The organism is Pleomorphovibrio marinus, from assembly GCF_003347495.1.
Taxonomy (GTDB): Bacteria; Bacteroidota; Bacteroidia; order Cytophagales; family Cyclobacteriaceae; genus Pleomorphovibrio; species Pleomorphovibrio marinus.
This window is the reverse complement of sequence record NZ_QCXY01000003.1, coordinates 182124-208413: the sequence shown is the minus strand read 5'-3', so window position 1 is coordinate 208413 and position 26290 is coordinate 182124. Positions and strand designations below refer to the sequence as shown.

General features: G+C 42.6%; 23 protein-coding genes. 10 read left to right on the top strand and 13 right to left on the bottom strand.

Annotation, left to right across the window (positions count from 1 at the left end; all coding sequences use genetic code 11):
• The 5 genes from DB520_RS10045 to DB520_RS10025 all read right to left on the bottom strand — a co-directional run bounded on the left by DB520_RS10045 (position 1) and on the right by DB520_RS10025 (position 5135).
• Entirely contained in the window at positions 1 to 2100 is a 2100-nt protein-coding gene (locus DB520_RS10045; RefSeq protein ID WP_114749589.1) for a penicillin-binding protein, read from the bottom strand.
• Positions 2097 to 2477, bottom strand: a complete 381-nt coding sequence (locus DB520_RS10040; protein WP_114749588.1) for an FtsL-like putative cell division protein — start codon at positions 2475 to 2477, stop codon at positions 2097 to 2099. Before DB520_RS10040 ends, DB520_RS10045 begins: the two co-directional genes overlap by 4 nt.
• A 3-nt stretch (positions 2478 to 2480) precedes the next feature.
• Complete coding sequence (gene rsmH / locus DB520_RS10035) at positions 2481 to 3386, bottom strand: 16S rRNA (cytosine(1402)-N(4))-methyltransferase RsmH (RefSeq protein WP_114749587.1); 906 nt, start codon at positions 3384 to 3386, stop codon at positions 2481 to 2483.
• Positions 3379 to 3828: a division/cell wall cluster transcriptional repressor MraZ gene (gene mraZ / locus DB520_RS10030; protein ID WP_114749586.1), complete on the bottom strand. Its 450-nt coding sequence runs from the start codon at positions 3826 to 3828 to the stop codon at positions 3379 to 3381. Before mraZ ends, rsmH begins: the two co-directional genes overlap by 8 nt.
• A gap of 332 nt (positions 3829 to 4160) precedes the next feature.
• Positions 4161 to 5135: a polyprenyl synthetase family protein gene (locus DB520_RS10025; protein ID WP_114749585.1), complete on the bottom strand. Its 975-nt coding sequence runs from the start codon at positions 5133 to 5135 to the stop codon at positions 4161 to 4163.
• Between the two features lie 126 nt (positions 5136 to 5261).
• Here DB520_RS10025 and DB520_RS10020 point away from each other — a divergent pair, with 126 nt between their 5' ends.
• The 3 genes from DB520_RS10020 to DB520_RS10010 are packed head-to-tail and all read left to right on the top strand — an operon-like array spanning position 5262 to position 8250.
• Positions 5262 to 6959 carry a 1-acyl-sn-glycerol-3-phosphate acyltransferase gene (locus DB520_RS10020; protein ID WP_114749584.1) on the top strand — a complete coding sequence of 566 codons (1698 nt, stop codon included), beginning with the start codon at positions 5262 to 5264 and terminating at the stop codon, positions 6957 to 6959.
• Positions 6937 to 7995 (top strand): NAD(P)H-dependent glycerol-3-phosphate dehydrogenase, encoded by a 1059-nt coding sequence (locus DB520_RS10015; RefSeq protein WP_114749583.1) that lies wholly within the window; start codon positions 6937 to 6939, stop codon positions 7993 to 7995. The genes DB520_RS10020 and DB520_RS10015 overlap by 23 nt, the downstream gene beginning before the upstream one ends.
• A 45-nt stretch (positions 7996 to 8040) precedes the next feature.
• The gene (locus DB520_RS10010; protein ID WP_114749582.1) at positions 8041 to 8250 is read left to right on the top strand and encodes a hypervirulence associated TUDOR domain-containing protein; all 210 of its coding nucleotides are present in this window, start codon (positions 8041 to 8043) and stop codon (positions 8248 to 8250) included.
• A gap of 17 nt (positions 8251 to 8267) precedes the next feature.
• Here the strand turns inward: DB520_RS10010 and DB520_RS10005 are convergent, their stop codons facing one another.
• Entirely contained in the window at positions 8268 to 9722 is a 1455-nt protein-coding gene (locus tag DB520_RS10005; RefSeq protein WP_114749581.1) for a hypothetical protein, read from the bottom strand.
• A gap of 168 nt (positions 9723 to 9890) precedes the next feature.
• Between DB520_RS10005 and rbsK the strand changes: the two genes are divergently transcribed.
• From rbsK to DB520_RS09990, 3 genes are all read left to right on the top strand, one after another.
• Entirely contained in the window at positions 9891 to 10787 is an 897-nt protein-coding gene (gene rbsK, locus DB520_RS10000; RefSeq protein ID WP_114749580.1) for a ribokinase, read from the top strand.
• Between the two features lie 265 nt (positions 10788 to 11052).
• Complete coding sequence (locus DB520_RS09995; RefSeq protein ID WP_198675287.1) at positions 11053 to 12537, top strand: hypothetical protein; 1485 nt, start codon at positions 11053 to 11055, stop codon at positions 12535 to 12537.
• Between the two features lie 105 nt (positions 12538 to 12642).
• Positions 12643 to 13692 (top strand): nucleoside hydrolase, encoded by a 1050-nt coding sequence (locus tag DB520_RS09990; protein ID WP_232834909.1) that lies wholly within the window; start codon positions 12643 to 12645, stop codon positions 13690 to 13692.
• 151 nt (positions 13693 to 13843) lie between these two features.
• Here DB520_RS09990 and DB520_RS27545 read toward each other — a convergent pair whose 3' ends face one another.
• The 3 genes from DB520_RS27545 to DB520_RS09980 all read right to left on the bottom strand — a co-directional run bounded on the left by DB520_RS27545 (position 13844) and on the right by DB520_RS09980 (position 14587).
• Positions 13844 to 14128: a helix-turn-helix transcriptional regulator gene (locus tag DB520_RS27545; RefSeq protein ID WP_317047755.1), complete on the bottom strand. Its 285-nt coding sequence runs from the start codon at positions 14126 to 14128 to the stop codon at positions 13844 to 13846.
• Complete coding sequence (locus DB520_RS27540) at positions 14097 to 14324, bottom strand: hypothetical protein (protein WP_317047754.1); 228 nt, start codon at positions 14322 to 14324, stop codon at positions 14097 to 14099. Before DB520_RS27540 ends, DB520_RS27545 begins: the two co-directional genes overlap by 32 nt.
• A 77-nt stretch (positions 14325 to 14401) precedes the next feature.
• Entirely contained in the window at positions 14402 to 14587 is a 186-nt protein-coding gene (locus DB520_RS09980) for a hypothetical protein (protein WP_114749579.1), read from the bottom strand.
• A gap of 49 nt (positions 14588 to 14636) precedes the next feature.
• On the opposite strand from DB520_RS09980, the gene DB520_RS09975 reads away from it, so the two are divergent.
• From DB520_RS09975 to DB520_RS09965, 3 genes are all read left to right on the top strand, one after another.
• Entirely contained in the window at positions 14637 to 14822 is a 186-nt protein-coding gene (locus tag DB520_RS09975) for a CPXCG motif-containing cysteine-rich protein (RefSeq protein WP_114749578.1), read from the top strand.
• A 71-nt stretch (positions 14823 to 14893) separates the two neighbouring features.
• Positions 14894 to 15424, top strand: a complete 531-nt coding sequence (locus DB520_RS09970; protein WP_114749577.1) for a hypothetical protein — start codon at positions 14894 to 14896, stop codon at positions 15422 to 15424.
• Between the two features lie 284 nt (positions 15425 to 15708).
• Positions 15709 to 16710, top strand: a complete 1002-nt coding sequence (locus DB520_RS09965; protein WP_114749576.1) for an acyl-ACP desaturase — start codon at positions 15709 to 15711, stop codon at positions 16708 to 16710.
• A gap of 187 nt (positions 16711 to 16897) precedes the next feature.
• On the opposite strand, the gene recQ is transcribed toward DB520_RS09965, so the two are convergent.
• The 4 genes from recQ to rho form a co-directional block, all read right to left on the bottom strand.
• Positions 16898 to 19072: a DNA helicase RecQ gene (gene recQ, locus DB520_RS09960; protein ID WP_114749575.1), complete on the bottom strand. Its 2175-nt coding sequence runs from the start codon at positions 19070 to 19072 to the stop codon at positions 16898 to 16900.
• Between the two features lie 73 nt (positions 19073 to 19145).
• Positions 19146 to 20633 (bottom strand): hypothetical protein, encoded by a 1488-nt coding sequence (locus tag DB520_RS09955; RefSeq protein WP_157972004.1) that lies wholly within the window; start codon positions 20631 to 20633, stop codon positions 19146 to 19148.
• 210 nt (positions 20634 to 20843) lie between these two features.
• A complete protein-coding gene (locus DB520_RS09950; protein WP_114749573.1) occupies positions 20844 to 22577 on the bottom strand; it encodes a fibronectin type III domain-containing protein in 1734 nt (577 codons plus the stop codon).
• 212 nt (positions 22578 to 22789) lie between these two features.
• Positions 22790 to 24658 carry a transcription termination factor Rho gene (gene rho / locus DB520_RS09945; RefSeq protein ID WP_114749572.1) on the bottom strand — a complete coding sequence of 623 codons (1869 nt, stop codon included), beginning with the start codon at positions 24656 to 24658 and terminating at the stop codon, positions 22790 to 22792.
• Positions 24659 to 25006: 348 nt separating this feature from the next.
• Between rho and serS the strand changes: the two genes are divergently transcribed.
• Positions 25007 to 26284 (top strand): serine--tRNA ligase, encoded by a 1278-nt coding sequence (serS, locus tag DB520_RS09940; RefSeq protein WP_114749571.1) that lies wholly within the window; start codon positions 25007 to 25009, stop codon positions 26282 to 26284.
• The last annotated feature ends 6 nt before the right edge of the window (positions 26285 to 26290 follow it).

Below are 26290 nucleotides of genomic sequence, written 5' to 3'. Positions count from 1 at the left end.
TCAGCCTAATTCAATTTTGATCACTTGGTCTTTATAAATGGGCACTCCAGCGGAGATGGATTGGCTCTTCACCCTTCCTTTGCCACGAAACTGTACCCTGAGACCCTTATTTTCCAATATATATAAGGCGTCTTTCAAGGTCATTCCCTTAACATCGGGGATTTTGGGGGCATCGGTTTCATTGGATACCCATAATATGGATTTATTTGACAAGCTGGACTTCACCCATTTTTCATGACCCTGGTAATGGTTAGAAACCCCAAATTGGTTACAGATCATCTGTAGTTCATCGGTAAGCCCCGCTTGGATAAATGGGAAGTCATTGGCGTATTTTTCTTTAGGATCGGCCTTATTTTGGTTTAGGCTCAAATCCTGTGCATGGATTTTATCGGCTATTTCCTTGAAAACAGGTGCAGAAATATCCCCGCCATAGGCATGGAAACCCTTGGGACTATCGATAACTACTATGGCGCTGTATTTTGGGTTTTCAGCAGGGAAGTAGCCCACAAAGGAGGTGTAGTACAACTGAGAATATTTACCGTTGATCAATTTTTGTGCGGTACCTGTTTTTCCAGCAATTCGGTAATTTTGGTTTTTCACGTTTTTTGCGGTGCCGTTTTCGACCACACCCTCCAGTAGCTCCCTAAGTTGTGCTATGGTTTTGGCTGATGCCACTTGCTTTTGGATCACTTCCGTACTGAAGCTTTCTTTAACCTGATTGCCCATTTTGATGGTTTGAACCAGCATAGGTTTTACCATTTTACCATTGTTGGCAATAGCATTGTAAAGGGTAAGTGTCTGTAATGGAGTTACTTTAAGTTCATAACCTATGGACATCCAGGGGAGGGTGGTGCCATACCAGTTTTTGCTTCCCGCCTTCTTGAAATAGGGAACCGCCTCTCCCTTCAATTGAAAGCCCAATGGCTGATCCAGCCCAGCCTTAGAGACATAGTGCAGGAATTTGGAGGGATTTACCGCAAAATGTTCGTTTACCAGTTTGGACACCCCTACGTTAGAGGATTTTTCAAACACTTCCCTGACGGAAATTTTGCCGTAACCTCCAATTTTCACATCCCGCATGGTGCGGTCATAGAATTTATAAGTCCCATTCCCTGTGTCTATCTCTTCCTCAAGGGTGATTTTTCCTTCTTCAAGCAGGGCCATCATGGAAAGCAGTTTGAAGGTGGAACCCGGTTCAGTAAGTCCCTGCTCTCCTACGGCATAGTTGTAATATTCCCCATAGCCACTCCCGTTTTTATTTTTTTCCAAATTTGCCAGTGCCTTTACATGTCCAGTGGCAACCTCCATAACCACCACACAACCAAAGTTCGCATCCTTGTTCATGAGCTGTCTGAGCAGTGCTGATTCTGCCACATCTTGCAGGTTCACATCCAAGGTGGTCACAATATCGAAACCATCCGTGGGTTTGATGTCTTCCGTGTCATGAATGGGCTTCCAGGCCCCTCCGGCAATTTTCTGAAAAAGTGCCTCCCCGTTTTTGCCTTCCAAGTGATCGTTGAAGCTATATTCCACACCCACTCCATACTGGTCTTCGTTGAGAAAGCCTACGGTACGGCCTGCAAGATTACGGAAGGGGCGGTATCTTCTGTCCACTTTTTCAAAAATCACCCCGCCGCCAAATCTACCATCCCTAAAAATGGGCCAGGTTTCCATTTCCAGTTTCTCCTGGTAGCCAATATGTTTTCTGTTTAGGATAAGGTATTTTTTTCCGGTAGCCCTACCGTCCTTTATCATGCGTTCGTATGCGGTGGATGATTTGTCCTTATAGAAGCTGGATAGCTTTCTGGAAAGGGAATCAATACCCGCCTGGAACCTGTCATCCCTGGCAATGGAGGGGTCCATGACGACTCTGTAAAATGGTAGACTGGTGGCTAACAGGCTTCCATCAGCACTATAGATGTTTCCCCTAGTGGCTTTCACAGGCCGGGTTTGTAAATGAATATTCTCAGACATCTGCCTCCACTTTTCCCCCTCAGCAAATTGCACCTGTGTGATACGATAAAATATCCCTCCGGCAAAGAGGGCAATCAGCAAAAATGCCAACCTTACCCGCAGCAATATGGATCTTTTGATGTTCACTTCTTTTTCGTGATTTTAAAAGGTGGTTCATCGATTTCTTTGATGCCCATGGGCTGGATTCTCTTCGCCACTTCGGATTGTTTGCTGGCAAACATGTATTCTGCCTCTAGGGTGGTGACATCCGCTCTCAGGTCTTCTACCTCTTCTTGAAGCAGGTTGATTTTTCTAATGGTGCTTTCCGTTTTGTGATTGCTCCAAATATACACTAGGGCAAGGAGTGCCGCATATAAAAATGGGGGGACCAGCCGTACGGGTATCCCTTCCCCAAACAGCCCACTCATGGCCAATTTCCTTTCCAAAAATGCGAAAGGATTAAATCTGCCTCTTTTGCCTGGCTTGGTTTGCTCCAGCTTTCTTTTAAAAGTATTTGTTGCCATTTTCTAACGTTTTTCTGCTATTCTCAACTTGGCACTTCTGGCCCTTTTGTTTTGGGCCACTTCTGTAGGTTCTGCTACTATAGCTTTTCTACTAATCGGTTGCAAAGGCCTTATCAGATTTCCATAAAAGTCCTTTTCAACCTCTCCATGAAACTTTCCCTTGTTGATGAAGTTTTTGACCAACCTATCTTCAAGGGAATGGTAACTCATTACCACCAGGCGCCCCCCTTTTTTGAGGAGGGAGCAACTTTGTTCCAGCATTTCTGTCAAGGCTCCCAGCTCATCATTGACTACTATCCGTAGTGCTTGAAACGCCTGAGCAAAATATTTATGGGATTTTCCTCTCGGGGCATATCTTTCCAGTAGGCCCACAAAATCCTCTGTTCTCAATATAGGGGAAAGCTCCCTGCTCCTTACTACCGCGTTTGCCAGGCTTTTGGCGTTTTTTATTTCCCCATATTGCCCAAAAATGCGGTGCAATTCGCCTTCTTCGGCCGAATTCAACAGTTTTGCTGCGGTAAGGGGATCGGCTTGGTTCATTCGCATGTCCAGGTCACCTTCAAACCTGGTAGAAAACCCACGGCTGGGTTCATCGATTTGGTGAGAAGATATACCGAGGTCTGCCAGAATACCATCTACCTCTGTGATGCCATAAAGCCTTAGGTATTTTTTCAAATCCCTGAAATTGGCCTGTACAAAGGTGAACCTTTCGTCTTCCGGTGCATTTGCCATAGCGTCCTCGTCTTGATCAAAACCAAACAAGTGCCCGGAATCCAGCTTCTTCAGGATCTCCCTGGAATGTCCACCTCCTCCAAATGTGAGGTCCACGTACGTTCCCCCGGGCTTTATGGAAAGCCCCTCTATGCAAGCCTGTAGCATCACAGGAATATGGTACGTACGATCATTCACCTTTTGACAAATATTTTTTGTTCCACTCAGCGTAGTTCTGCTCCAATTTTTCGTCGTGCTCTATCAGTAGGTCTGGATTCCATATTTCTATGCGGTTCCCAACTCCCACTATTGTGGCCTCTTTGTCCAACTGGGCATATTTGATTAAGGACTTTGGGATTAGTATCCTTCCCGCATTGTCCATCTCTATCACCACTTCTCTGCGGAAGTAGGCCCTTTGAAAACTTCTGGCCTCCTCATCGGTATCATCCAAATTGGCCAGCTTATGGTATTCCTTTTTTACTTCAAGGATTGTTCGCAGCACCAGGCATGGTTCCAGCCCCCTCCTAAGGAAAAGTTCGTTGCTGGGGGATTCCGGCAGAGCTGCTTTTAGTTTGGCAGGCAAAACCAGTCGCCCCTTGGCGTCAAGTTTACACTCGTATTCACTAGTGAAAATAGCCATACCTGTTTTAAAAATCCTTTACCATGCAAAAGTAATAAAAGGCAAAACATAATTTACCACTTTGTCCCACTTTTTACCACTTTTGCTTAAAAGTATTCAATAGTTTGAAAAAACACAAGTTTTTCAATAAAAATTATAGTACCTGCTACATATAGTAATAAACTATCTTTCAATAGTTTGCCACTAAAAAGCCGTGTTTTGACAATTAGTAACCGATTTTGTTAGAGCTTTGATAAAATATAGGGATGAATAGATGCTATAAGGAAAAGTGGGAGATTTTCCCATAAAAATCACAGGATTGATCGGCAGTGGGAAGAAATGGGGGAAAAAGGTTATTTTTTCCGTTCTATAGTGTACCTCACCAGGTCCTCAAGAGAGCTTTTGTATGCTGATTCAGGGAAATCCACCAACAAGGCCAGTGCTTCCTGGAAATATTGGTTCATCACCCCTTCCGAATAGGCTAGTCCCCCTGCTTTCTTAACAAATGAGATGACCTCATTTACAGATTTTTTATCCTCGTTCTTGTTTCGTACTAAATAAATGATCCTTTTTTTGTCTACCCAAGAGGCATTATTGAGGGCATAAATCAGGGGTAGGGTCATCTTCTTTTCCTTGATATCTATTCCAACGGGTTTTCCCACCACATCCTGGCCATAATCAAACAGATCGTCTTTAATTTGAAAGGCCATACCCACCTTCTCCCCAAACAATCTCATTTTTTCAATGGTATCTGGATTTGCTCCGGAAGTGGCAGCCCCTACCGCACAGCAGGAAGCAATAAGGCTAGCTGTTTTTTGCCTAATAATGGTAAAGTAAACCTCCTCGGTGATGTCCAGGTTCCTGGATTTTGAGATTTGAAGGAGTTCCCCTTCACTCATTTCCCTAACGGCAGTGGAAACGATCCTCAACAGCTCGAAATCCCCATTGTCCACACTCAGAAGTAAGCCTCTGGAAAGTAAATAATCCCCCACCAAAACTGCTATTTTGTTTTTCCAAAGCGCATTGATGGAAAAAAAACCACGTCTGTAGTTGGCATCATCCACCACATCATCATGTACTAAAGTCGCGGTATGCAAAAGTTCGATCAATGCAGCTCCCCGGTAGGTGGCTTCTGAAATCTGTCCAGAAACACCTGAGGTAAGAAATACGAACATGGGTCGCATTTGCTTTCCCTTTCTCCTTACTATATAATGGGTAATGTGATCCAGAAGCTTAACCTTGCTTTTCATAAAAGTGCGGAACTTCTTTTCGAAGTCCTCCATCTCTGTGGCTATTGGTCCTTGTATTTGCTTCAGATCTTGCTTCATTGGGGATTTTATGCTGCAATTATACGATGAATCCAATCATTGACAAAACCACAATCCCTAATATTGTGTTCAGCACCCTAATGCCATACATTTTTATTTATCTTTGTAGTTCTAAACCATAAACCATTGACTGACGACTACATTAAGCACCAATATGCCCCGATTTTGCCCCGAAAGGATGAGTGGCCAGTGGTGAAGCTGAGTAAAGACCGAAAGGCTTTTATCCAACAAGTAGTGCAAGAAAGTGTTGACAGGATTTTGCAGATTACTGGTAACCAGTCCCATGCTTTAAAGGAGGAACTGGAAACTACCCTTTACCGGGAAAGAATGAGGATAAAGCAAAACCCCTGGCTGGTGGATCCGGACGATGAGAGGGAATTCTGGTCTAAAGTAAAGGCCTCATTGTTGGCTATTAATGCAGAAAACCATTTTGGGGAATCGGAAAGAAAAGCGGCTTTTATACAACTTCTTACTTCCATCGTGACCCGATATGTGGAGGAGATCGCTGGTAATTTTAAGCACAGCCACTATAAAATGACCCGGCGAATAGCCACCTATGGATTCAGCAGGCTGCTGAATACAGCAAGGGTAAAGGGATTCAAATCATTTTTCAGCAACCAATTTACCCTTCAGGACAAGATTCAAATCATCGGTGAAACCGACCAATTAAGGGACCTGGCATCAAAGGGGACCATCATCATGGTTCCTACCCATTTTAGTAACCTAGACAGTATATTGATAGGCTGGACCATCAGCACGCTGGGTTTACCTCCTTTTATATATGGGGCAGGCCTCAATCTGTTCAATATCCAAATCTTCGCTTACTTTATGAATGCACTAGGTGCCTATAAGGTGGATAGAAGAAAGAAAAACCTCATATATATTGAATCCCTCAAAACCTACTCTAAGGAGGCCATTCAGTTTGGTTGCCATAGCCTGTTTTTCCCTGGAGGAACCAGGTCTAGAAGCGGTATGATAGAAGCAAAGCTAAAGCTCGGTTTACTGAGTACTGCCATGGAAGCTCAGCGGAACCACTACAAGAATGGTGTCAGTGGGGTGGAGGGCAAGGTATTCATCGTGCCTGTCACTATCAATTACCATTTTGTGCTAGAAGCGCCAAGCTTGATACAGGAACACCTTAATATTACAGGACAAGAACGCTATTATAAAGAAATGGATGAGTTTTCCAATTCTTACAAAATCTCAAAATTTCTGGTCAAGTTTTTCACCAAAGGATCGGATATTTCCGTGTCCATAGGCAAAGCCATGGACATCATGGGAAACTATGTGGATAGGGAAGGCAACAGCCGGGACCAACATGGGCGTGTAATAGATTGCAAGGATTACTTTATGTCCAAAGGAAAAGTAACGGTGGACCACCAAAGGGAAGAAGAATATACCAAAGCCTTGGGAGAACGCATCGTTGAAGAATTCCACAAGATCAACCGGGTGTTCAGCAGCCACTTGGTGGCTTACACGGCATTCCGGATGATCCAAAAGGCCAATAAAAAACTGGATCTTTTTAATTTACTCAAAATACCAGAAGAAGATATTTCTCTTAATTACGAGTCCTTTAAGGATAAGTGCCAGGAAGTGTTGGATAGGTTAAAGGAATTGAGCAAGGAAGGAAAGGTACATATAGCTCCTCACCTCAAACAGGATATAGAAAGCATCATCTCGCATGGTTTGGATAACGTGGGTATGTACCATGCCAAGCGACCCCTGATCCGCAATGGAAAAGGGGAGATCGTGACCCATGACACAAGCCTGTTGTTTTTTTATCATAATCGACTGGAAGGATATGGATTGGAAAGGTTATTCTAGGGACGGAACTGTTGGGGTTATTGGCATTGGGAGCTTTGGGGCGGCCGTGGCGAATTTGCTGGCAGAAAAAAACCCAGTGATTGTGTATGCCAGGGATCCGGAGGTAGTGGATGAAATCAACGAAACCCACATGGCCAGGGGTAGAAAGCTTGACATTAGGATACTAGCTACCAATGACCCTGAGATGATTTGTGAAAAGTGTCAAATCCTTTTTCCCATGATTTCTTCGAATGGATTTAAGGAGGTAATGGCCCTGTTTTCCCCATTTTTGCACCCCTACCATTTTTTGATTCATGGTACCAAGGGACTAGTCCTCAACCTCCCCGAAGGAAAAGATTTGACTAATGTAAGTAAAATTACCAGGGAAAACATCTGTACCATGAGTGAGTTGATCCATAACGAAACGGTAGTTCGCAGGGTAGGCTGTCTGGCTGGACCTAACCTGGCAAAAGAGCTTGCCCAGCGACAGCCTGCTGCCACTGTAGTGGCCAGCAGGTTTAATGAGGTAATTATGGAGGGACAGCGGCTATTGAGGTCGGACAATTTCCAGGTTTACGGCAACTCGGATATTATAGGTGTGGAACTTTGTGGGGTTCTGAAAAACATTATTGCAATTGCTGCTGGTGCACTCTCCGGAATGGGGCTTGGTGAAAACGCCAAGGGTTTATTGGTTTCCAGGGGTATGGTAGAACTGATCTATTTGGGCAATGCCTTAGGGGGAAGTACCAAATCCTTTGTAGGCTTGGCGGGGGTGGGTGATCTAGTCACTACCTGCAACTCCACTCTTTCCAGAAACTATACCGTTGGATATCGCTTGGCAAAAGGGGAGAACTTGAAAGAAATCGTTAGAGATATGGAGGAAGTTGCCGAGGGAATCAATACGGTAAGACTTGTTCGCAAATTTCTGGAAAGTACCGAATTAAGGGCACCTATTACCGAAAATTTGTACAAGGTTTTGTTTGAAGATTTTAAAGTGGAGCATGCCCTTCAATTTTTGATGAAGTACCCTTTTAACGTGGACATTGATTTTTTATAAGGCCTATTTTCAGGTACAGTTTTTGGGCTTTTAGTTTAAAAAGCTATGATTAAGGAGGGAAGCAATGTCAAGTGGAAATGGGGAGAGGGATATGCCCGTGGCAAGGTTCTGGAGACATTTAATGGGAAGGTGTCCAAAACCATAAAGGGGAAAAGCATAACAAGAAATGGTGAGCCCAAAAACAAGGCGCTATGGATAGAACAGGATGATGGGGACAAAGTGCTAAAGCTGGAGCAGGAGGTGGAAAAGGCTTAAATTAGCGGGTATATATATCAGATTTTATCCCATCGTAAAAACAGCAGCGATTGTTGTACAGGACTCTTTTTAGCATGGGTATGATGAGCATCCAAGGCTTTTTTGGCTATTGCACCTAACCTGGACTTGAAATCCGGGTAGGCACCTAGCAATGTGTTTATAAATTCCTTTTCCGAGGCACCAAAATTGCCGATTTTTTTCAGCAAATGACGAAAAGCCCGTGATTTAGATTCAAGGAGGTTGATTTCCCCTTGTTCAAAATAGGCTAAAAGTTGAACGATGAAAGCCGTATATATCACTGGGGCAAGGTTCATACTTGCTTTTTGATAGGTTAGTCCTCCTAAATATTTGTTGGCTTTTTTCATATCCTTTCTTAGGAAATGGGCAATTCCAACCGAAAGGGTAAGGAGTTTTTCATATTCCCAGGCAAATGAAGGTATAGGTTTTTCCAATTGGGTCATGGCTTTCTCCAGGAGTATGCCAAGTTCCTCCATTTCGGATAAGGTGATACACCGCTGCAAACCGAAATGTAGTAAGGCATAATTTGCCAGTCCCTGAACCTGACCTTTACGTTGGGTATAGTCATAAAGCTTTTCCTCATAGGCCCTCATTGCCCCAAAATCCCCCGCATGAGAAAGGTTCTGTAAAACACCACAAATATGGGTGATGTAATGAAGGGAAGCTTGCAAATTCACTGAATGGTGCTGATCAAAATGTTCATTGAGTTTGCTTGCAACCCTTAGACTAGTGGCTGTATTTCCTGATGTAAGAAAGTATTCTACCTGAAACATCAGGTGTAATTTTTCTGCCTCCAGGCTTTGATAACGCGGGGTGCTAAAAACCATTTTTTCGTGCATGGCCAAGTCCTCAATGGCAGCTTCAGGGTTTACTCCTTTTTTGCTATTTAAGGAAGTCCTACGCATATGAAGCAATTCATATTGCAATTCATGTTGGCTTTGGGTGTGCAGGTAATTAAGTGTCTGTTGTATATCATTGTAAAGTGCTAAAAGTTCTTTTTCCTCTAATGTATAAAATCTTGTTGTAGTTGTGAGCATCAGTTTCAACCGCAACGAAATCAAAAGCCAGCCATATAATTCATGCTTTTCCCCCAGTGCTATGGCCTTAGCCACCATCTGAAGACTAGCATCGTAAATTCCACGCTCATATAGTAACCTTACTTGCTGTAGATAAAATATGATCCTGGACTCCGGATTGCTGGATTTTTCCATTCCTCCAATCAAATACATCAATTGATCATACAAATGATTTATGCCCATCGACAAGGAACTATCCGGAAATTTTTCTTTAAAAGCCCTTTTAAGTTTGGCAAGGTCATCCGGGTGATGGGAAATGAATCGGTAAATCCAGACATATATGCCTTTAGAATGAAGAGCAAGGTTCCTGTTGATATTTCGTCTCTCGGCCTTTGAAAGGCCTTTGACCAGGGCAGCAATAGTGTGAAATGTTGCCATCTTTATAAGGTTTTATAAACATAATAAAAAAATATTTAAGTGTCTAATTTTCAATTTTTTATGATCATATTTTTTAATTTAAGATCATAAATTTGATCTAAAATTGTTTCCTATCCTATCAAAACTTAGGTTAACTTTCTCAAAATAGGTTTCTAACTATCATTGATCATGGGTAAAATTCTAATAATTGGAAGTACCAACACCGATATGGTGATCGTGGCTGATCACTTTCCCGCACCCGGAGAGACCATAATTGGGGGCACGTTTTTGATGAACCCCGGTGGAAAAGGAGCTAATCAGGCAGTAGCTGCTGCGCGACTCGGGGGTGAGGTGGCTTTCATCTCCAAGGTAGGGCAAGACGTTTTTGGCCAGCAGGCCATTCAAAACCTTAAAAATGAAGGCATAGATACCACGGGTGTGGCAATTGACCCAGAAGAGCCCTCCGGGGTCGCTCAAATTACGGTAGACAAGTCTGCGGAAAACTGCATCGTAGTAGCTCCGGGTGCCAACATGGCCTTGAGCCGGGAGGATCTGGAAAAAAGGATGGGCTTGATAGAATCTGCCGAAATAGTGCTGGCACAATTGGAAGTCCCCTTATCAACCATTTCTTTTGCATTAGCCAGGGCCTATGAAATGGGAAAAAAAACCATACTAAACCCCGCTCCTGCTGTTCCTCTCCCTGATGATCTTTATAAATCCCTATACATGATCACTCCCAATCAATCAGAAGCCGAGATCCTCACAGGAATTAAGGTAACTGATGAGAAGTCTTCAAAAATGGCTGCAGAATGGTTCTTAAGGAAGGGGGTGAAGGTGGTAATCATTACGCTTGGTGCAGACGGGGCCTTTCTTTATGATGGGAATGAGGAAATCCAACTTCCTGCACCCAAGGTAAAGGCAGTGGACACTACTGCTGCGGGAGATACGTTTAACGGTGCCTTAGCAGTGGCAATTGCAAAAAAATGGTCACTCAAGGATGCCCTGGCTTTTGCCAATAAGGCTGCTGCTCAAACGGTCACAAAAATGGGCGCCCAATCTTCCATTCCTTTTTGGAGGGAGTTATAGGAAGGATGGGGTAGGTGCGTATAGCCAATTTATGCCCTGTTTTCCTTTTCATCTGTTTATAATTTCTTTTCAGCGGTCAGATAGCCTGCCCCTGCCTGCCCCGAACTTGATTCGGGGAACTCGTTTCGGGGGAATCTCGCAGTCTATAATCATCCCAGTGTGTGACGTGCTCGTCATGCCTGACTGCCGTCCAGGCAGGCTCGATTTTATCGAAAAAGCAAGTACCTATCAACGTTGAGAAATTTCAATTAGAATAAATAATGTTATGGTAGCATTCAATTTCATCTTTGGTCTTAGCAGATATTATGTACACATAGTTATTGTGTTGTTGCTAATTAGTTCTGTCCTTCCCACTTTAGGGCAATCTATTGAACCTTCATCCCCATCTAAAAAAACAACAGTAAGCATTGATGGGGAAAAATTTTTGATCAATGGTACGCCTACTTATGAGGGGCGGGTTTGGAAAACCTCTTATGGAGAAGAGTATCCGATAGAAGGATTATTGATGAATTCCCGGATGGTTCAGGGTGTCTTTGATGATTTGAATCCACTTACCCGGGCACAATGGGCTTATCCAGATACGGAAAAATGGGACCCTGACCGGAATACAGATGAGTTTGTTCAGGCCATGGCCTCCTGGAGGGCAAATGGGCTGTTAGGGTTCACCTTGAATCTACAAGGGGGGTGCCCTTATGGGTATTGCAGCGGTTTCCCATGGGACAATTCAGCATTTAACCCTGATGGTTCACTCAGGGATCCATTTATGCAAAGGGCAGCACGAATCCTGGATAGGGCTGATGAATTGGGAATGGTGGTAATATTGGGGTTGTTTTATTTTGGTGAGGACGGCACGTTACAGGACGAAAAAGCTGTAAAAAAGGCCGTGGCCGATGCCACCCGTTGGGTCCTCCTACGTGGATATACCCATGTGTTGATCGAAATCAACAATGAGTGTACAGGAGGAGCATACGACCACGCCATTTTAAAATGCGATCGTGTACATGAGCTTATTGCATTGGCCAAAGGGATTGAGGTAGATGGCCGATCCTTATATGTATCTACCTCCCTTGCGGGGGGGTGGGTCCCTACAGACAATATTGTGGAGGTTTCTGATTTTGTGCTCATCCATGGTAACGGTGTACAAGAGCCAGATAGAATTGTAGAGATATCAGAGGAAATTCGGAAAAAGGAGGTCTATACTCCCAAGCCGTTAGTCAATAACGAGGATGATATTCCTTGGAGAAACCCAGATCAGGGATGGGATGAATCGGGGAATAATTTTGTGGCTAGCGTTAAATCCTATACAGGTTGGGGCTTTTTTGATTTCCGCAGACCAGAGGAAAATTATGAATTCAACCAAGGATATCAAGGGGTACCGGTAAATTGGCAAATTTCCTCTGATCGTAAAAGAGACTTTTTTGAGCTACTGGCTAAAATCACGGGACATGTGGGGACACCAGCCATTGACTTGATTTTTTCGGAAAAAATAGGGGAAAGTATAGAGGTGAAAATAGATGGAGGCCCTGAATCCATAGAAGTAAGTAAATTTGAATGGATTGTTAACCATCAAACCTTCTCTACACTTACAGAAGTGCCTGCCTCTCTAAAATTGGATGAAAAGCTTCTTGAATCAGACCATTGGATCAATGCAAGGCTGACCTATAATTGGGAAGGAAAAGAAATCGTCGTGGAATCCCCCTACTACCACAACCCATGGTGGCCTTATGGGGGGTGGAGGAAATCTAAGTAAAGAAAATTTTTCAGCTTCCTGGGCTAAAAATTTGGCTCACAGGTCCATTCATACGATGAGGCTTGCCCAATGAAACAAGGTAGTACCCAAAAAAATAATTCAAATATGAAAACACTAACAAAAGAATCCTTAAAAATGATCAAATCCCAACTACTTGCTGGGGTGGCAATACTCCTTTTGGTGGCTTGCCAAACAGAAAAAAAAGTAGAAAGCCAAGTGGAGCAAAGCCAAAAAGTAAGGCTCATTTACGACACAGACGCCAATAATGAGTTGGATGATCAGTTTGCGCTGATGTATCTGTTGGTAAACGGTGGTGTATTTGACCTTGAAGGGGTGACGGTAAATGCCACCCGGAATGGTGGTAACATCGATGAACACTATGAGGAAGCAAAGCGTATTTTGCAACTTGGGCAGCGCCACGGGAAAATCCCCTTGTTGAAAGGAGCAGACGGAAACTTTGAAACCATTCGCGAAAAAGTTGGAACAGCTGATTTTGACGGTAAAGATGGGGTGGATTTTATCATTGATCATGCCAACAGGAATCATGAAGAGGAGTTAATTCTGCTTGCAGTAGGAAAATTGACCAACGTTGCACTGGCCTTGGAAAAGGACCCTGGAATTTCTGAAAAAATGCGGGTGGTTTGGTTGGGATCCAATTACCCTAAACCTGGTGAGTACAATCAGGATAATGACACTGTCTCCATGAATTATGTATTAAACACCAAAGTGCCCTTTGAGATGGTGACGGTAAGGTATGGAGAGCCTAGTGGTACCGACGCGGTGAGGGTCACTCAAGAAGATATCAACACTACCATGCCAGGAAAAGGACCTAAGATAGAGGATCCGATAGTTGGCCGCCATGGTGGGGAATTCCACACTTTTGGAGATTATGCGGTAAATCTTTTCGAACACATAGATTATCACGGTGACCCACCCTCAAGGGCCTTATTCGACATGGTGGCGGCAGCCATCCTAAAAAATCCCGATTGGGGTGAGAGCCGCTCCATTTCCGCACCTATACTTATTGATAATCAATGGGTGGAAAGACCGGAAAACTCCAGGAAAATCCTTTTGTGGGAAAATTTCGACCGTGACGCTGTGATTGAAGATTTCTATCAAAGCCTTGAACATTACGAATTGGTGACAACCAAATAGCTTAAAAAGGTACTTCTCTCTTTTTGATTGTTTTATTGGAGATGGGGATGACCCTTAGGACAGATAATAAATCTTCTTTTAGGGTCATCCCCAACTCTCCTTAAATACCTTGGGCGTTTTTCCGTATTCTTGTTTGAAAGATCGGATAAAATTAGGTGGGATTGTTAAAGCCTGAGAGGTAGCAAACTTCCTGGATTTGGTACTTCCCCATTTGAAGGTGTTTTTTGGCCAGGGTAAGTCTTTCCTGTAATATATAAACCATGGGGGTAATGCCTAGTTCCTGCTTGACCATCCTGCAAAAATGCGCCTTGCTCATGCAGGCCTTTTCACTTATTTGCTCCAAGTTGAAGGTTTCGCGGATATTTTCTTTGATGTAACTTAACAGGTGGGTTATTCCATTATTGTTAGCCAATCGCTGATAAGATTTTTCCAGCATGATGCATGATCTTTTCCCCTTTTAACATAGTGGTCAGTACCAAGTCCCCAAAACTTAAATTCACCGCAGAGGCCCTCTGGTGAGTCTCAAAAATGTTCAGTTCACAATCTTGCAGCGTGTAAGTGGTCCGGTTTTCTACGAGAGTCCTAAGGTCACGCTCATCCCTCCAAGGCACTCCTGCTACAAATGATTGCATAGGTAATTTGGCATGGAAGAAAACAAATAGGTGTTGCAAAAGTTTGTTTTTTCTACCAATGAAGAATGCATTTTGAGCTACTGATGCACAGATGGGGGATTACTGATCAGTATGGTGATGGCCCCTATTTTTTTTTGCAGCTGGACAACCTTTTGTTTTACCTTTCCTTCATTTATTCGCATATTTAGACCATCCATTCGCTCCTCCGCAACCCAACGGTTTGCGTAACCATGGCTAAACTCATCTGTTGCCTTAGCAATCATTGATTAAATTATGATATTTAAATTGCCTAAACCAAAGAAACCTACTATTATGGAGTTGACACATTTTTTCCATTGCCCCTATTGCCTTTCAGAAATATCCATGCTTTTGGACCCAAGTGTGCAGCATCAGGAATATATCGAAGACTGTGAGGTTTGCTGCAACCCTATTGAAATCGTTTATACCCTAGAAAATGGAGAACTTATATCCTTTTCTGCTTTGTCCATAGAGCAGTAAAATTTTATGTGGGTAGGTAAGGTGTATTTTCAAAGAATAGGCTATTTTAGAGCCAAAATAATTGTTTTTATATGGTCAAGATTTTTACCCATTCGCTCATTATTATCCTTATCACTGGTTCCATAAGCCTTGCCCAAGTGGAGGAAGAGATTAAGGTCGCCGCGCAGATTTATGCATATGCACTTAAGCATCATGATCAGGATGTTCTCTTGGATTTTACCTATCCCGCCTTGGTGGAAAAAGCTGGAGGTAGGCCTGCAATGAAACGGATACTTCAGGGTATTCAGCAAACCCAGCTTGAAAAGGGTCAGGTCTTTCAGGGGCTGGAATTAAGGTTCCCAATAAACCATGTAAAGGTAAAGGAAGAAATTCATGCCCTTGTTCCCGTAGTCATCAAAAGTAAGGTTCCGGGGGGCATACTCATTTCTGAGACAACACTCATTGCCGTGGCTACTGACCAAAGAAGTAATTGGTACTTTATCGAAACCACTTCCCTGGATGAGCGAAACGTGCAGAAGGTGGTGCCTACCTGGGACAATAGCCTAATGCTACCTCCCAAAAAGGCCCCTATTTTTAAGGAAGACAAGTTTGAAACCAGATAGTGGGGGCTACTCCCGCCCCTGATGCCAAAAGAAGATGTGACTAGGCTTTACACTTCAGATTTTTCTTTTAAATTTGAATATTGAAATTCAAACCGTCACGAAACCACGCTAAGTTGTTTCAGGTATTCCTGTTTTTAGAGGTGGATCTGGATCGGAATGAATTTAAAGCTTACTTTTGATGTTATAATAGTAGGCTTAATTAATAAGGTTTCTTTTTGTGGTGGATTTCTAAATTACCCTAGGGAAATACACCTGATTAAGTATCATCACTTCTAAAATTGGTTATGAATAATTCAGAAAATATAAATTACGAGTTGGAAAAAAATGCGGAGGTCATTTCCCAATTAAATGAATTTGTAGGCAACACCGTTGATACTGTGCTTTTGGATCCGGATGATTGTTGGCAACCAACTGACTTTTTACCAGATATGGCTCAACCTGACGCTTTGGATCAGGTGAAATTGCTTAGGGAAAGAGCAGAGGGTATTCCAGATACCATAATTACCTCCCTTATTGGGAACATGATCACTGAAGAGGCTCTTCCCAGTTATCAGACTTACTTCAATATGCTGGAGGGGGTCAATGAGGATAAAAACCTTACCAGTCCCAATGGGTGGGTAAGGTGGACCAGAGCATGGACTGCGGAAGAAAACAGACATGGAGATCTTCTCAACAAGTATCTTTATCTTTCCGGTCGTGCGGATATGCGCCAAGTGGAGCAAACCATACATAGATTAATTTATAATGGGTTTGATCCAAGATCAGAAAGCGATCCCTATCAGGCTATTATCTATACCTCTTTTCAGGAAAGGGCTACTAAAATTTCCCACGTGAATACAGGGAAGTTGGCTGACAAAGCTGGCGATACTGTTTTGGGTAGGATCTGCAAACAAATTGCTGGTGATGAAGCTAGGCATGAGAAAGCCTACAAATCTTTTATGCAGAGAGTTTTTGAAATTGACCCTGAGGGTGCTATGCTGGCCTTCGAGAAAATGATGCGCAAGCAGATCGTTATGCCTGCTGTTTTGATGGGCAAAGGCGGTCCGAACCCAACCATTTTTGACCAGTTTTCTGCAATTACCCAAAAGGTGGGCATTTATACTGGATGGGATTATGCAAGAATTATAGACCATCTGGTAAAACTTTGGAAAGTGGAAACGGTAACCGGCCTAAATGGTGTGGCTGCCAAGGCCCAAGATTATCTTGCAGGGCTTTCCCAAAGGTATATGAGGCTTGCGGATAGGATGAAGACTCCCGACGAAATAAGTCTTGCTTGGTTGAAGTAATTAAAGGGATTGAGCAAAAAAATAAGGCCAAAAAATGAGAGTCTTGGCCTTATAGCTTTCGCTGTAAAATAAAAGTCGAAAAAGTTGCTTAATCACCCATAACAAAGGTATTCAATGTGAGAATAAGAAAAAATACCCCGATCGGGGTATTTTTTTACCATTTTGTTTAATATTTTTCTTTTTTTGGTTAAACAGAATGCTCTTTTTCGTCACTTTTCCAAATTTTACAAGTGGCAATTCTTAACTGAAAGTAGCTATATTTTTCGCCAAAATGCTCTTTGAGGGGTTTTAGGAATGTATTCTGGTTTATTTCTTGCTGCTTGATGATCTCATCAATGCTTCCCTGATCTATGAAGGAAGTCCTGGAAATCAGACCTGCTTCTACCAGCTTTATGATATGGGATTCTATGGTGGTTGAGGCAAGTTTCCGTTTCTCTGCGATTTGCTCCAAGCTCAGGCCCTCTTTCAAAAGCCGTAAGGTTTCCGTAGCGGTCCCGAGGCCTTTACTTCGCACTTTTCCAAAATGGTCTTGGGTTCTGGACCTTCCTGACCCCTCCGAAGAACCGCGGATACTGGTGACAGGAATGTCGTTTTCCTCAACATATTGATGGATCACCTTAAGGAAGTCCTCTCCGTAGTTTTCAGCTTTTGTTTGGCCCACACCGTTTACCGCTAGTAAGGAGGTCTTGTCCAAGGGGTAATACCTAGCCATCTCCGTCAAAGTGGCATCAGAGAATACCAGGTAGGGGGGAAGGTTCAGTTTTCTCGAAAGGCTAAACCTTAAGTTTTTTAACCTTTCAAAGAGATTAGCGTCATACCCTTCGGATTTTTTGGCGCCTAGGTCCACCTTTTGCATGGAGAGAAAAATCTTATCTTTCTGTTTTAGTTTTTGCCAAGCCAATTCCGTGAGTGCATAAGTGGGATACTCCGTGTCCCTAGGTTCAATATAACCTTCTACCAATAATTGATTGCCGAGGGTTTTCCAAAAAGATTCAGGCTGATCTTTTCCTATTCCATACACAGATAATTCTTTGTCCCTGTCGGCTATTTTTGCCGCATTGGAGCCTCTGAGGATCAAAATCACGTAACCCAATCCGTACCTTTCCTGTAGTCTTGCAATTGCAGACAGCATCATTTGTGAATAGACGGTCATATCGGCCTTATGGCCTTTGTCAAGGCAGATATCACAGTTTCCACAATCCTCTATGGTTTTTTCGTCGAAGTAGTTTAACAGAAACCTTCTCCTACACTGTTGGGTTTGACAAAATCTCACCATAGTGGCCAATTTTGTCTTCATGGTTTTGATGTAAGCGGGATTATCGGATTTTTCTATCATCCTAGAAAGGGTGATATTGTCCCCAAAACTGAAGAAAAGTACGGCCTCACTAGCCAGCCCATCCCTACCTGCCCTTCCTGTTTCCTGATAATAGGATTCGATGTTTTGGGGCATATTCATATGTACCACGAAACGAACGTTGGATTTGTCTATTCCCATTCCAAAGGCGATAGTGGCTACAATAATGTTTACTTCATCCTTAATAAATGCTTCTTGGTGCTTCTGCCTTGTGACCCGTTCGAGGCCAGCATGATAGGGCAAGGCTCGAAACCCCTCATTTTGCAACACCTTAGCTGTTTCTTCCACATTCATTCTGGACAAGCAGTAAATGATTCCCGTCTCCTTCCTTCTTTGGCCCAAAAATTCCAATAGTTGATGGATACCGTCACTTCTCTGAACCACCTTGTAGCTGATGTTGGGTCTGTCGAAGGAGGAAATAAACCATTTTGGTTCATGAAGCCTTAGTTTGTTGGCAATATCCTTTCTGGTTAGTTGATCCGCGGTGGCAGTCAGGGCCAAAAAAGGCACCTTTTGTAACTCGTCTCTCAGCTTTCCTATATTCAGGTATTCTGGCCTAAAATCATGCCCCCATTGAGATACACAGTGCGCTTCATCTATTGCAACAAGAGAGATTTGGGATTTTTTCAACAAGTCCAAGGTTTGGTTGCTTTCTGAAAACAGCCTTTCAGGGGCTAGGTAAAGAAGCTTAATATCCCCCGATAGCACCCTATCAGATATGGCTCTTTGTTCATAGAGAGCCTGTGTGGAATTGAGGAATGCTGCCGAAATCCCGATGTTGTTAAGGCCATCCACTTGGTCTTTCATCAAAGCTATCAAAGGTGATATTACCAAAGTTACCCCCGATTGGAGCATTGCTGGTACTTGATAACATACCGATTTACCGGCACCTGTTGGCATCAAGGCTATGGTATCCTTGCCATCTAAAACATTGGCAATAACGGCTTCTTGGTTTCCCCGGAAGGAGCTGAATCCGTAAAAATCCTTCAGGACGTCTATTGGCTTCATAAAAGTATTTGGTGGGTTAATCCAAATATAAATTTTTGACGGGAAATTTTAAAATAAAACTGGAGGCTTATTTCTAAAGGATCAATTTTAAAACCTGACTTCTGCCCCTCCAATTCACCCGTACGATTAAATAAGATTGGGAAAGACCGGAAATTGCCGATTTAAGGGAGTCGTTTATGGCAGGAAGGGAATTCCTTTGGATGGAAAGCACTTTTTTTCCTTCACTGGTAGTCAGTTCAACCCCAATTGGTTCTCCTTCTGTGTAGTTTTTGGCATCCATAAGAATTAGATTGGCAGAGCTGTTTACTGAGGGGTTTGGTGCTAGCGCCCAGGTATCTGTTTTCATTATTCCTTGTGAAACGGGGATTCTTTGGATTTCGCTTTCTATCCAATCTTCGGAATCTTTAGGGAGAGCCTTGACTCTATAATAAAGCATACTGGTATTAAATGGCAATCTTGTATCCGTATAGGTGCCTGAAATTATGTTATTTGTTTCAGGAAACCTTTTAGAAAAAATAACTTCCATTTCATCGAAATGGGTATTTTGACTTCTCTCCAAGATTATTTCAGCCTCATCCTGAATGTTGTCTATTGTCCATTCAATTTTCACGTGATTTGATTCTGATAGGTATTGCAGGTCTACCTCCAAAATTTCCATGGAAAGTATGGTGCATCCATTTTCCACCACTGTCCCGTTGTCTTTTATCACAACCTCTTTTCCTATTATGGAGCCACAAATGAAAAGCTGTGCGTTTTCTTCTACGGTTACCTTTGCATTACCATCTATTCTGAGGTTTCCTCCAAATTCAATATTACTTTCACCTCCAAAACTAAAGCCGGAACTACCAGCAACAGTAACGTCGTCATCTATAACGATTGGGGCATTTCCATATCCATTAAAGGACTGGTTATTTCCTCCTCGAAGATCTAGTTTATTGGCCTTAAAGCTCCCATAGACATCTATTTTGGTGCTGTTTCCATTATAACGGATTTCATCATACGAAATAAAATTGCCTTTTTCAGCTACCTCTAGTGTACTAAATCCGTTCAGGTCCAGTTCGCTTACAATAACCCTTCCCGATCCATCTCCATTTATTTTTAAAACTGTTCTGGGGTTTTGGTTAGTCGATTGCTCTAAGTTCACAATGCCTTTAATTTCTACTTGTCCGTGATTTTCCGTGATAATTTCAATTGTGTTTCCAGAGGTTATGTCTAGGTTATCTGAAAAGGTTAAAGTAGCACCATCTCTAACCTCAATGGAAGTGAAGCTGCCACCAAGAGTGACAGATTGGTCTAATGTGAGGTCGTCATTTATGATGACATTCACGGGGCAACCGCTCGGGTTAAATGCTGGAAAATCCCCATTTGGTGTACACCCAGATGGAGAGTTTTCCAAATTAATTTGCCAACAACTGGGATTATACCAATCCCCATCACATCCCTGCTGTTCCTTTGCAAATATATATTCTTGCGCAAACAAATGAGGATAAGTGAAAGTAAGTCCAGTGACTATCAGCAAAAAAAGAAATCTAGGGAACATCTGAGCGAATATATTTTGCATCAATATAAATGTAATACAAATATAAAAAAATGAAATTCATATAAAAACTATTTTTCTCTCTTTGTTTTTCACATTGGGAGGATGGTCTGCTAAGACCCTTTTTATAGTAAAAGTTTATCTTTGAATATAGAAAATATAGATCTTGGCTAGTATGGGATACAATAAATTTCCCTGATTAATGATATAAAATTTTTTCCCTAATCCACTAGATTAATTTTTCAATACCTTGATATGGCTTATCTCCTCCCCTGAAACCAATTCGATGACGCATATGCCTTTTGGTGCTTTCTTCATTTCTTCTTTTAAATGAAGTTCCAAGACACTTAAGTCACTGGAAGTTAATTTTTCGGAATTAGGGATATTGATTATCCTAGCCGAGAAAGTCACATTGTTGGTTTCACCCTTACTTAATCTTTCAAGGTGTAGTTGAGTGCCATTTGTAGGGTTTGGATAAACGGTCCATTGGTTTTTTGCAGTTTTTTCCTTAGGAATTGATACCCTAATTACTGGACTGTATTGAGATTGGCCATTGAAATCCACCTGCTTTATTCGATAGAAAACCTGTGATCCACCGTATTTGGCTACTTGGTTCAGACTTTCATTGAAGCTGTAATATAGGGTTTCTGATGACCAGCCTGCTGCCAATTTCTCCCCAACCTCTTCAAATTTGTCTACTCCGCTAGGAGATCTTTCTATGATGAAGTGACTGTTTTCACGTTCACTAGTGGTGGTCCAAGTCAGTTGGATGATATTCTGTTGCTTGTCCACACTTGACTCAAATTTTTCCCAGGCAACAGGAAGTGTAAAACAACCTTGTCCAAAGTAGGTGTTTTGACTAGTCCTGATATGGTGGCTATCGGCTTGGGTTGAGTTTTGATAATCGCATATGTTTACAGAGGAATTATTTCCCATATTTACTTCGGCTCCATTTGAGGCAGATAGGAAACCGCCCACAAATATCTCTGCGAAGTTGGAGGTGTTGATTTTTCCATTTGAAAAGGTCACGTTTCCTGTAATCACACTTTCTGTATTGTTTCTCATTTCAAATAGTCCACCACCATCTAACTCCAAGTCCCCCTGTATAAGTACGGTGCTATTATTCGACATTTTCACACTTGCTCCGTTTGGGATTCGAACATCATCCCCAAAATTGACAGAGGAAGTATGTGTTAAATTGATTTCCCCGCTTTGCCCTACGTCGGTTTTTCCTTGGACTTTAAGGTTAGCTCCATTGCTCAAGTTGAATTTACCATTTGTCACACCAAGATCTCCCAATACTTCTATGCTAGAATTACCGCCGTTGCCATTTATGGTTCCTCCAGACGTAAACTGCAGCTCTTTCGTAACGAATTTACCATCCACGTTCAGCGTGCTTCTGTCTCTTAGCTGAGTGGAGTTCAGAACCACAAGTTCTCCTCCGTCCTGCACGGTTATAGTAGGCCTGTTGTCCCCAATAACCAAGTCTTTAACCACCATTTTAGCACCACTCGGGATAACAATATTTACGCCCCTATTAAGGGTAAGAGTTCCATTTATTTGGAGATATGCACCATTTTCCATTTTAAAAACTGGAATGGAACCTCCGCCCTCCACGGTAATATTTCCTGTAAAGGTTAGGTTTCCGCCATTTTTGATTTCCACCTCATTGAATGCGCCATTGCCAAAATTGTTAGCGTTGCCGTTAAAGGTCACTTCGTGCAGAATAGTGGCTTTCACCCCACAGCCCCAATCCTTGGATATAGGAGGAAAACCTGTGCTGGGATTTGGGTTGCAACTGGATGGAACACTCCATGTGCTTGGGTCTTGCCAATCTCCATTCTTTGTGCTTGCAAAAGTTTGTGCATGTGCAACATCTATTTGGGATAAAAAAATACTGCAAATAAACAATATAATTATAGCACTGAATGGAGTAGGTTTCGCTGTTTTGATGATCCGGTGTGTCATAGCAAATATGGATAAAAATCTTTATTTGCTTCAAAATTACGTAATCACATCCGAACCAATTTTTTTAATCGTTCAAAATGCATTAAATAGGTGTCAAAATACAAATAATAAGGGTTTAAAAATTTATACCTAAATAAAAAGTTGTTCACAGTTAAAAAAACGCATAAAAAAACCCAAGCGAATGACTTGGGTTTTTGATTGTCTTGTCTTTTTTATCCGTTCATACTGATGAGAAACTCTGAGTTGTCTCTAGTGCCCCGCATTCGTTGCAGCAAAAATTCCATAGCTTCCTGGGAGGTCATGTCGGACATTAGTTTTCGAAGGATCCAAATCCTCTGCATTTCTTCTTTGTCCATCAGCAGGTCTTCTCTTCTGGTGCCAGATCCTGGTACATCGATGGAAGGGTAGATTCTCCTGTTGGAGAGTTTTCTGTCCAAGGAAAGCTCCATGTTGCCTGTTCCCTTGAATTCTTCGAAGATTACTTCGTCCATTTTAGAACCGGTTTCTACTAGTGCCGTAGCGATTATGGTAAGAGATCCTCCGTGTTCCACATTTCTTGCTGCTCCAAAGAAACGCTTTGGTTTATGAAGCGCATTTGCATCCACACCACCGGAAAGGATTTTTCCCGAAGAAGGTACTACCGTATTGTGGGCTCTGGCTAGCCTGGTAATGGAATCCAGTAATATCACCACATCATGTCCACACTCTACCATTCTTTTGGCTTTTTCAAGTACCAGTGAGGCCACTTTTACATGCCTTTCGGCTTGCTCGTCAAAGGTGGAGGAGATCACTTCTGCTTTTACGGACCTGGCCATGTCGGTCACCTCCTCTGGTCTTTCGTCAATAAGAAGGATCATCAGGTGTACTTCCGGGTGATTTTCGGCGATGGCGTTTGCGATTTTTTGCAGCAGTACTGTTTTGCCAGTTTTTGGTTGGGCAACTATCATTCCCCTTTGCCCCTTGCCGATGGGGGCAAATAAATCCACTATCCTCGTGGAATAATTGTCGGGTTTGGTGGTGAGTTTCAGTCTTTCCTCAGGGAACAATGGAGTAAGGTATTCAAAAGGAATCCTGTCCCTGATTTCATCAGTGGTTTTTCCGTTTACGGTAATCACCTTTAAAAGTGCAAAATATTTTTCCCCCTCTTTTGGAGGTCTTATTTGTCCTTTGATATTATCTCCGGTTTTTAACCCGAAAAGTTTAATCTGTGAAGGGGACACGTAGATATCATCTGGGGAAGCAAGGTAGTTGTAATCCAGGGATCTCAAAAAACCGTAACCATCTGACATGATCTCCAACACCCCTACATTTTCTATAATGCCATCAAAGTCCTTAATAGTGACAGCTACTTTCTTTTTGGACATGTATGGCTGTGCATCAGGGGAGGGATTGCCGGATGCTGAGGAGGGCTCTTCAGAGTCCTTGAGGTTTTTCCTTTTAGGTAAGTCAGCTTCCTGTTCCTGAGGGAGATTGGGTTTGGTGTCCTCAATTTCGACCACTGCCCTTCTCCTTGGCCTGAAACTCCTGGTTCTGTTTTCTTCTTCGTTTTTGTCTTTCTTTAGATCTTGTTTCTGGCTTTCAGGGCGATTAGGTTTTGGTTTGGTATCCTTCGCATCCTTCTCCCGCGAATCTTCTTTTTTTTCCGTTGAAGTAGCCTTGTTACTTGCCTCAGTTTGTTTTTCAGTAGGAGACCTTTCTGTCTTGGGTTTGCTTGCAGGCTTTTTTTCCTCTATGTCCTTTTTATTCTCAGTCAGCTCCGGCTCTTTTTTTTCTTTGGGGATTTCCGTAACATTTTGACGTTTGAACTTTGATTTCTCAGCATCCTCCGTGTTTTTTTGTTTCTTAGAGTCCTCAGAATCAGGGGATCCTTCTGGAGCTGGTCCAGATTCAGGTTCTTGGACCTCAGATTTAGTTGGTTTTTTCTTTGGAAGAGATTTCTCTGGGGTGATGGCTTGCTGGTCCAGAATGGCATAGACAAGCTCATCCTTTTTCAAGGACTTGAAATTTTTTACGCCCAACTCCTCGGCTATTTCTTTAAGTTCAGACAACAGCCTAACTCTTAATTCTTCTATGTTGTACATAAAAAGCTAAATGAAGATAATTTCGAATGATTATTTGATGAAATCAGTAGTGTAACTCTTGATTGGATAAAAAGGTATTTGCTGACACTAAAATCTCCAGGGATGGGATTTAGATGGCTAAGACGTTACAATATTACAGTAACATTCTCATAAACGCAAACTTTTGCCTAATTGTTATGGATGAAAGTGAATTTTCTTAACTGCATTTGAACAAAGGCAAAACCAAACCTTGATAAAGGGATAGATCTCTTCCTGATGTTTGCCGTGACAAATTATAGGGAGAAGTGATGCAGGCCACGGGAACTATTCCTTATCTTTGCACTCCACTTTAAAAACCATACCGTTGAAATGCTCCAAGTAAATTTTATTAGGGAAAATTTTGATACTGCTCTGGAAGGTCTGGAAAAGCGAAACATCCAAGAACCTGAAAAAACCCTAAAGGAGGTACTCCAAATTGACGATGAAAGGAAAAATATCCAACTAGAAAGGGATGGGTTGCAGGCGGAATCAAATGCAATTTCCAAAGAAATCGGGATGCTGATGAAGTCAGGGCAAAAAGAAAAAGCCGAACTTATCAAAGAAAGAACCGCAGCCATAAAGGCTCAAGTAAAGGACTTAGAGGATAATTACAATAAGGCAGAGCTGGCTCTTACCCAACTTTTGTACGCTATTCCTAATATTCCCCATTTCACGGTTCCCTCCGGAAGATCCGCTGAGGATAACGAAATCATGGAAGAGGTAGGGAAGTTGCCGAGTTTGAGTGAAGGTCAGGGTTTGCCTCATTGGGAGTTGATCAAAAAATACGACATCATCGATTTTGAATTAGGTGCCAAAATTGCGGGGGCGGGGTTTCCTGTTTATAAGGGAAAAGGTGCTAGGCTGCAACGCGCCCTCGTTAATTACTTTTTGGACCAGGCATTGGAGATGGGGTACCAGGAGGTACAGCCCCCTGTCTTGGTCAACGAAGCCAGTGGGTATGGCACAGGGCAATTGCCTGACAAAGAAGGTCAAATGTATGAGTGTAAAGGGGAAAATCTCTATCTGATCCCTACCGCAGAGGTTCCTATCACTAATATGTACCGGGATGAAATCCTTCAGGCGCGAGAACTCCCAATCAAAAACGTGGGGTATACTCCCTGCTTCCGTAGGGAGGCCGGAAACTGGGGAGCACATGTGAGGGGCCTAAACAGGCTTCATCAGTTCGATAAAGTAGAAATCGTACAGATCACCCATCCAGACCATTCTTATGACACATTGGAAGAAATGAAAAATTATGTCAAGGGGCTTTTGGATAAACTGGAATTGCCATATAGGGTTCTGAAATTATGCGGTGGAGACATGGGGTTCACCTCGGCACTTACCTACGATTTGGAAGTATATGCTGCGGGTCAGGCAAGGTGGCTTGAAGTTAGTTCCGTGAGTAATTTTGAGACCTACCAGGCAAACCGACTGAAATTGAGGTTTAAGGGTGAGGATAAAAAGACAGTGCTGGCCCATACCTTAAACGGAAGTGCCCTTGCCCTACCAAGGATTGTGGCAGCAATTTTAGAAAACAGACAGGAAAGTAAAGGAATCCGAATGCCCGAGGTGCTGGTACCTTATCTGGGGTTCGAATGGATAGATTAACCCACT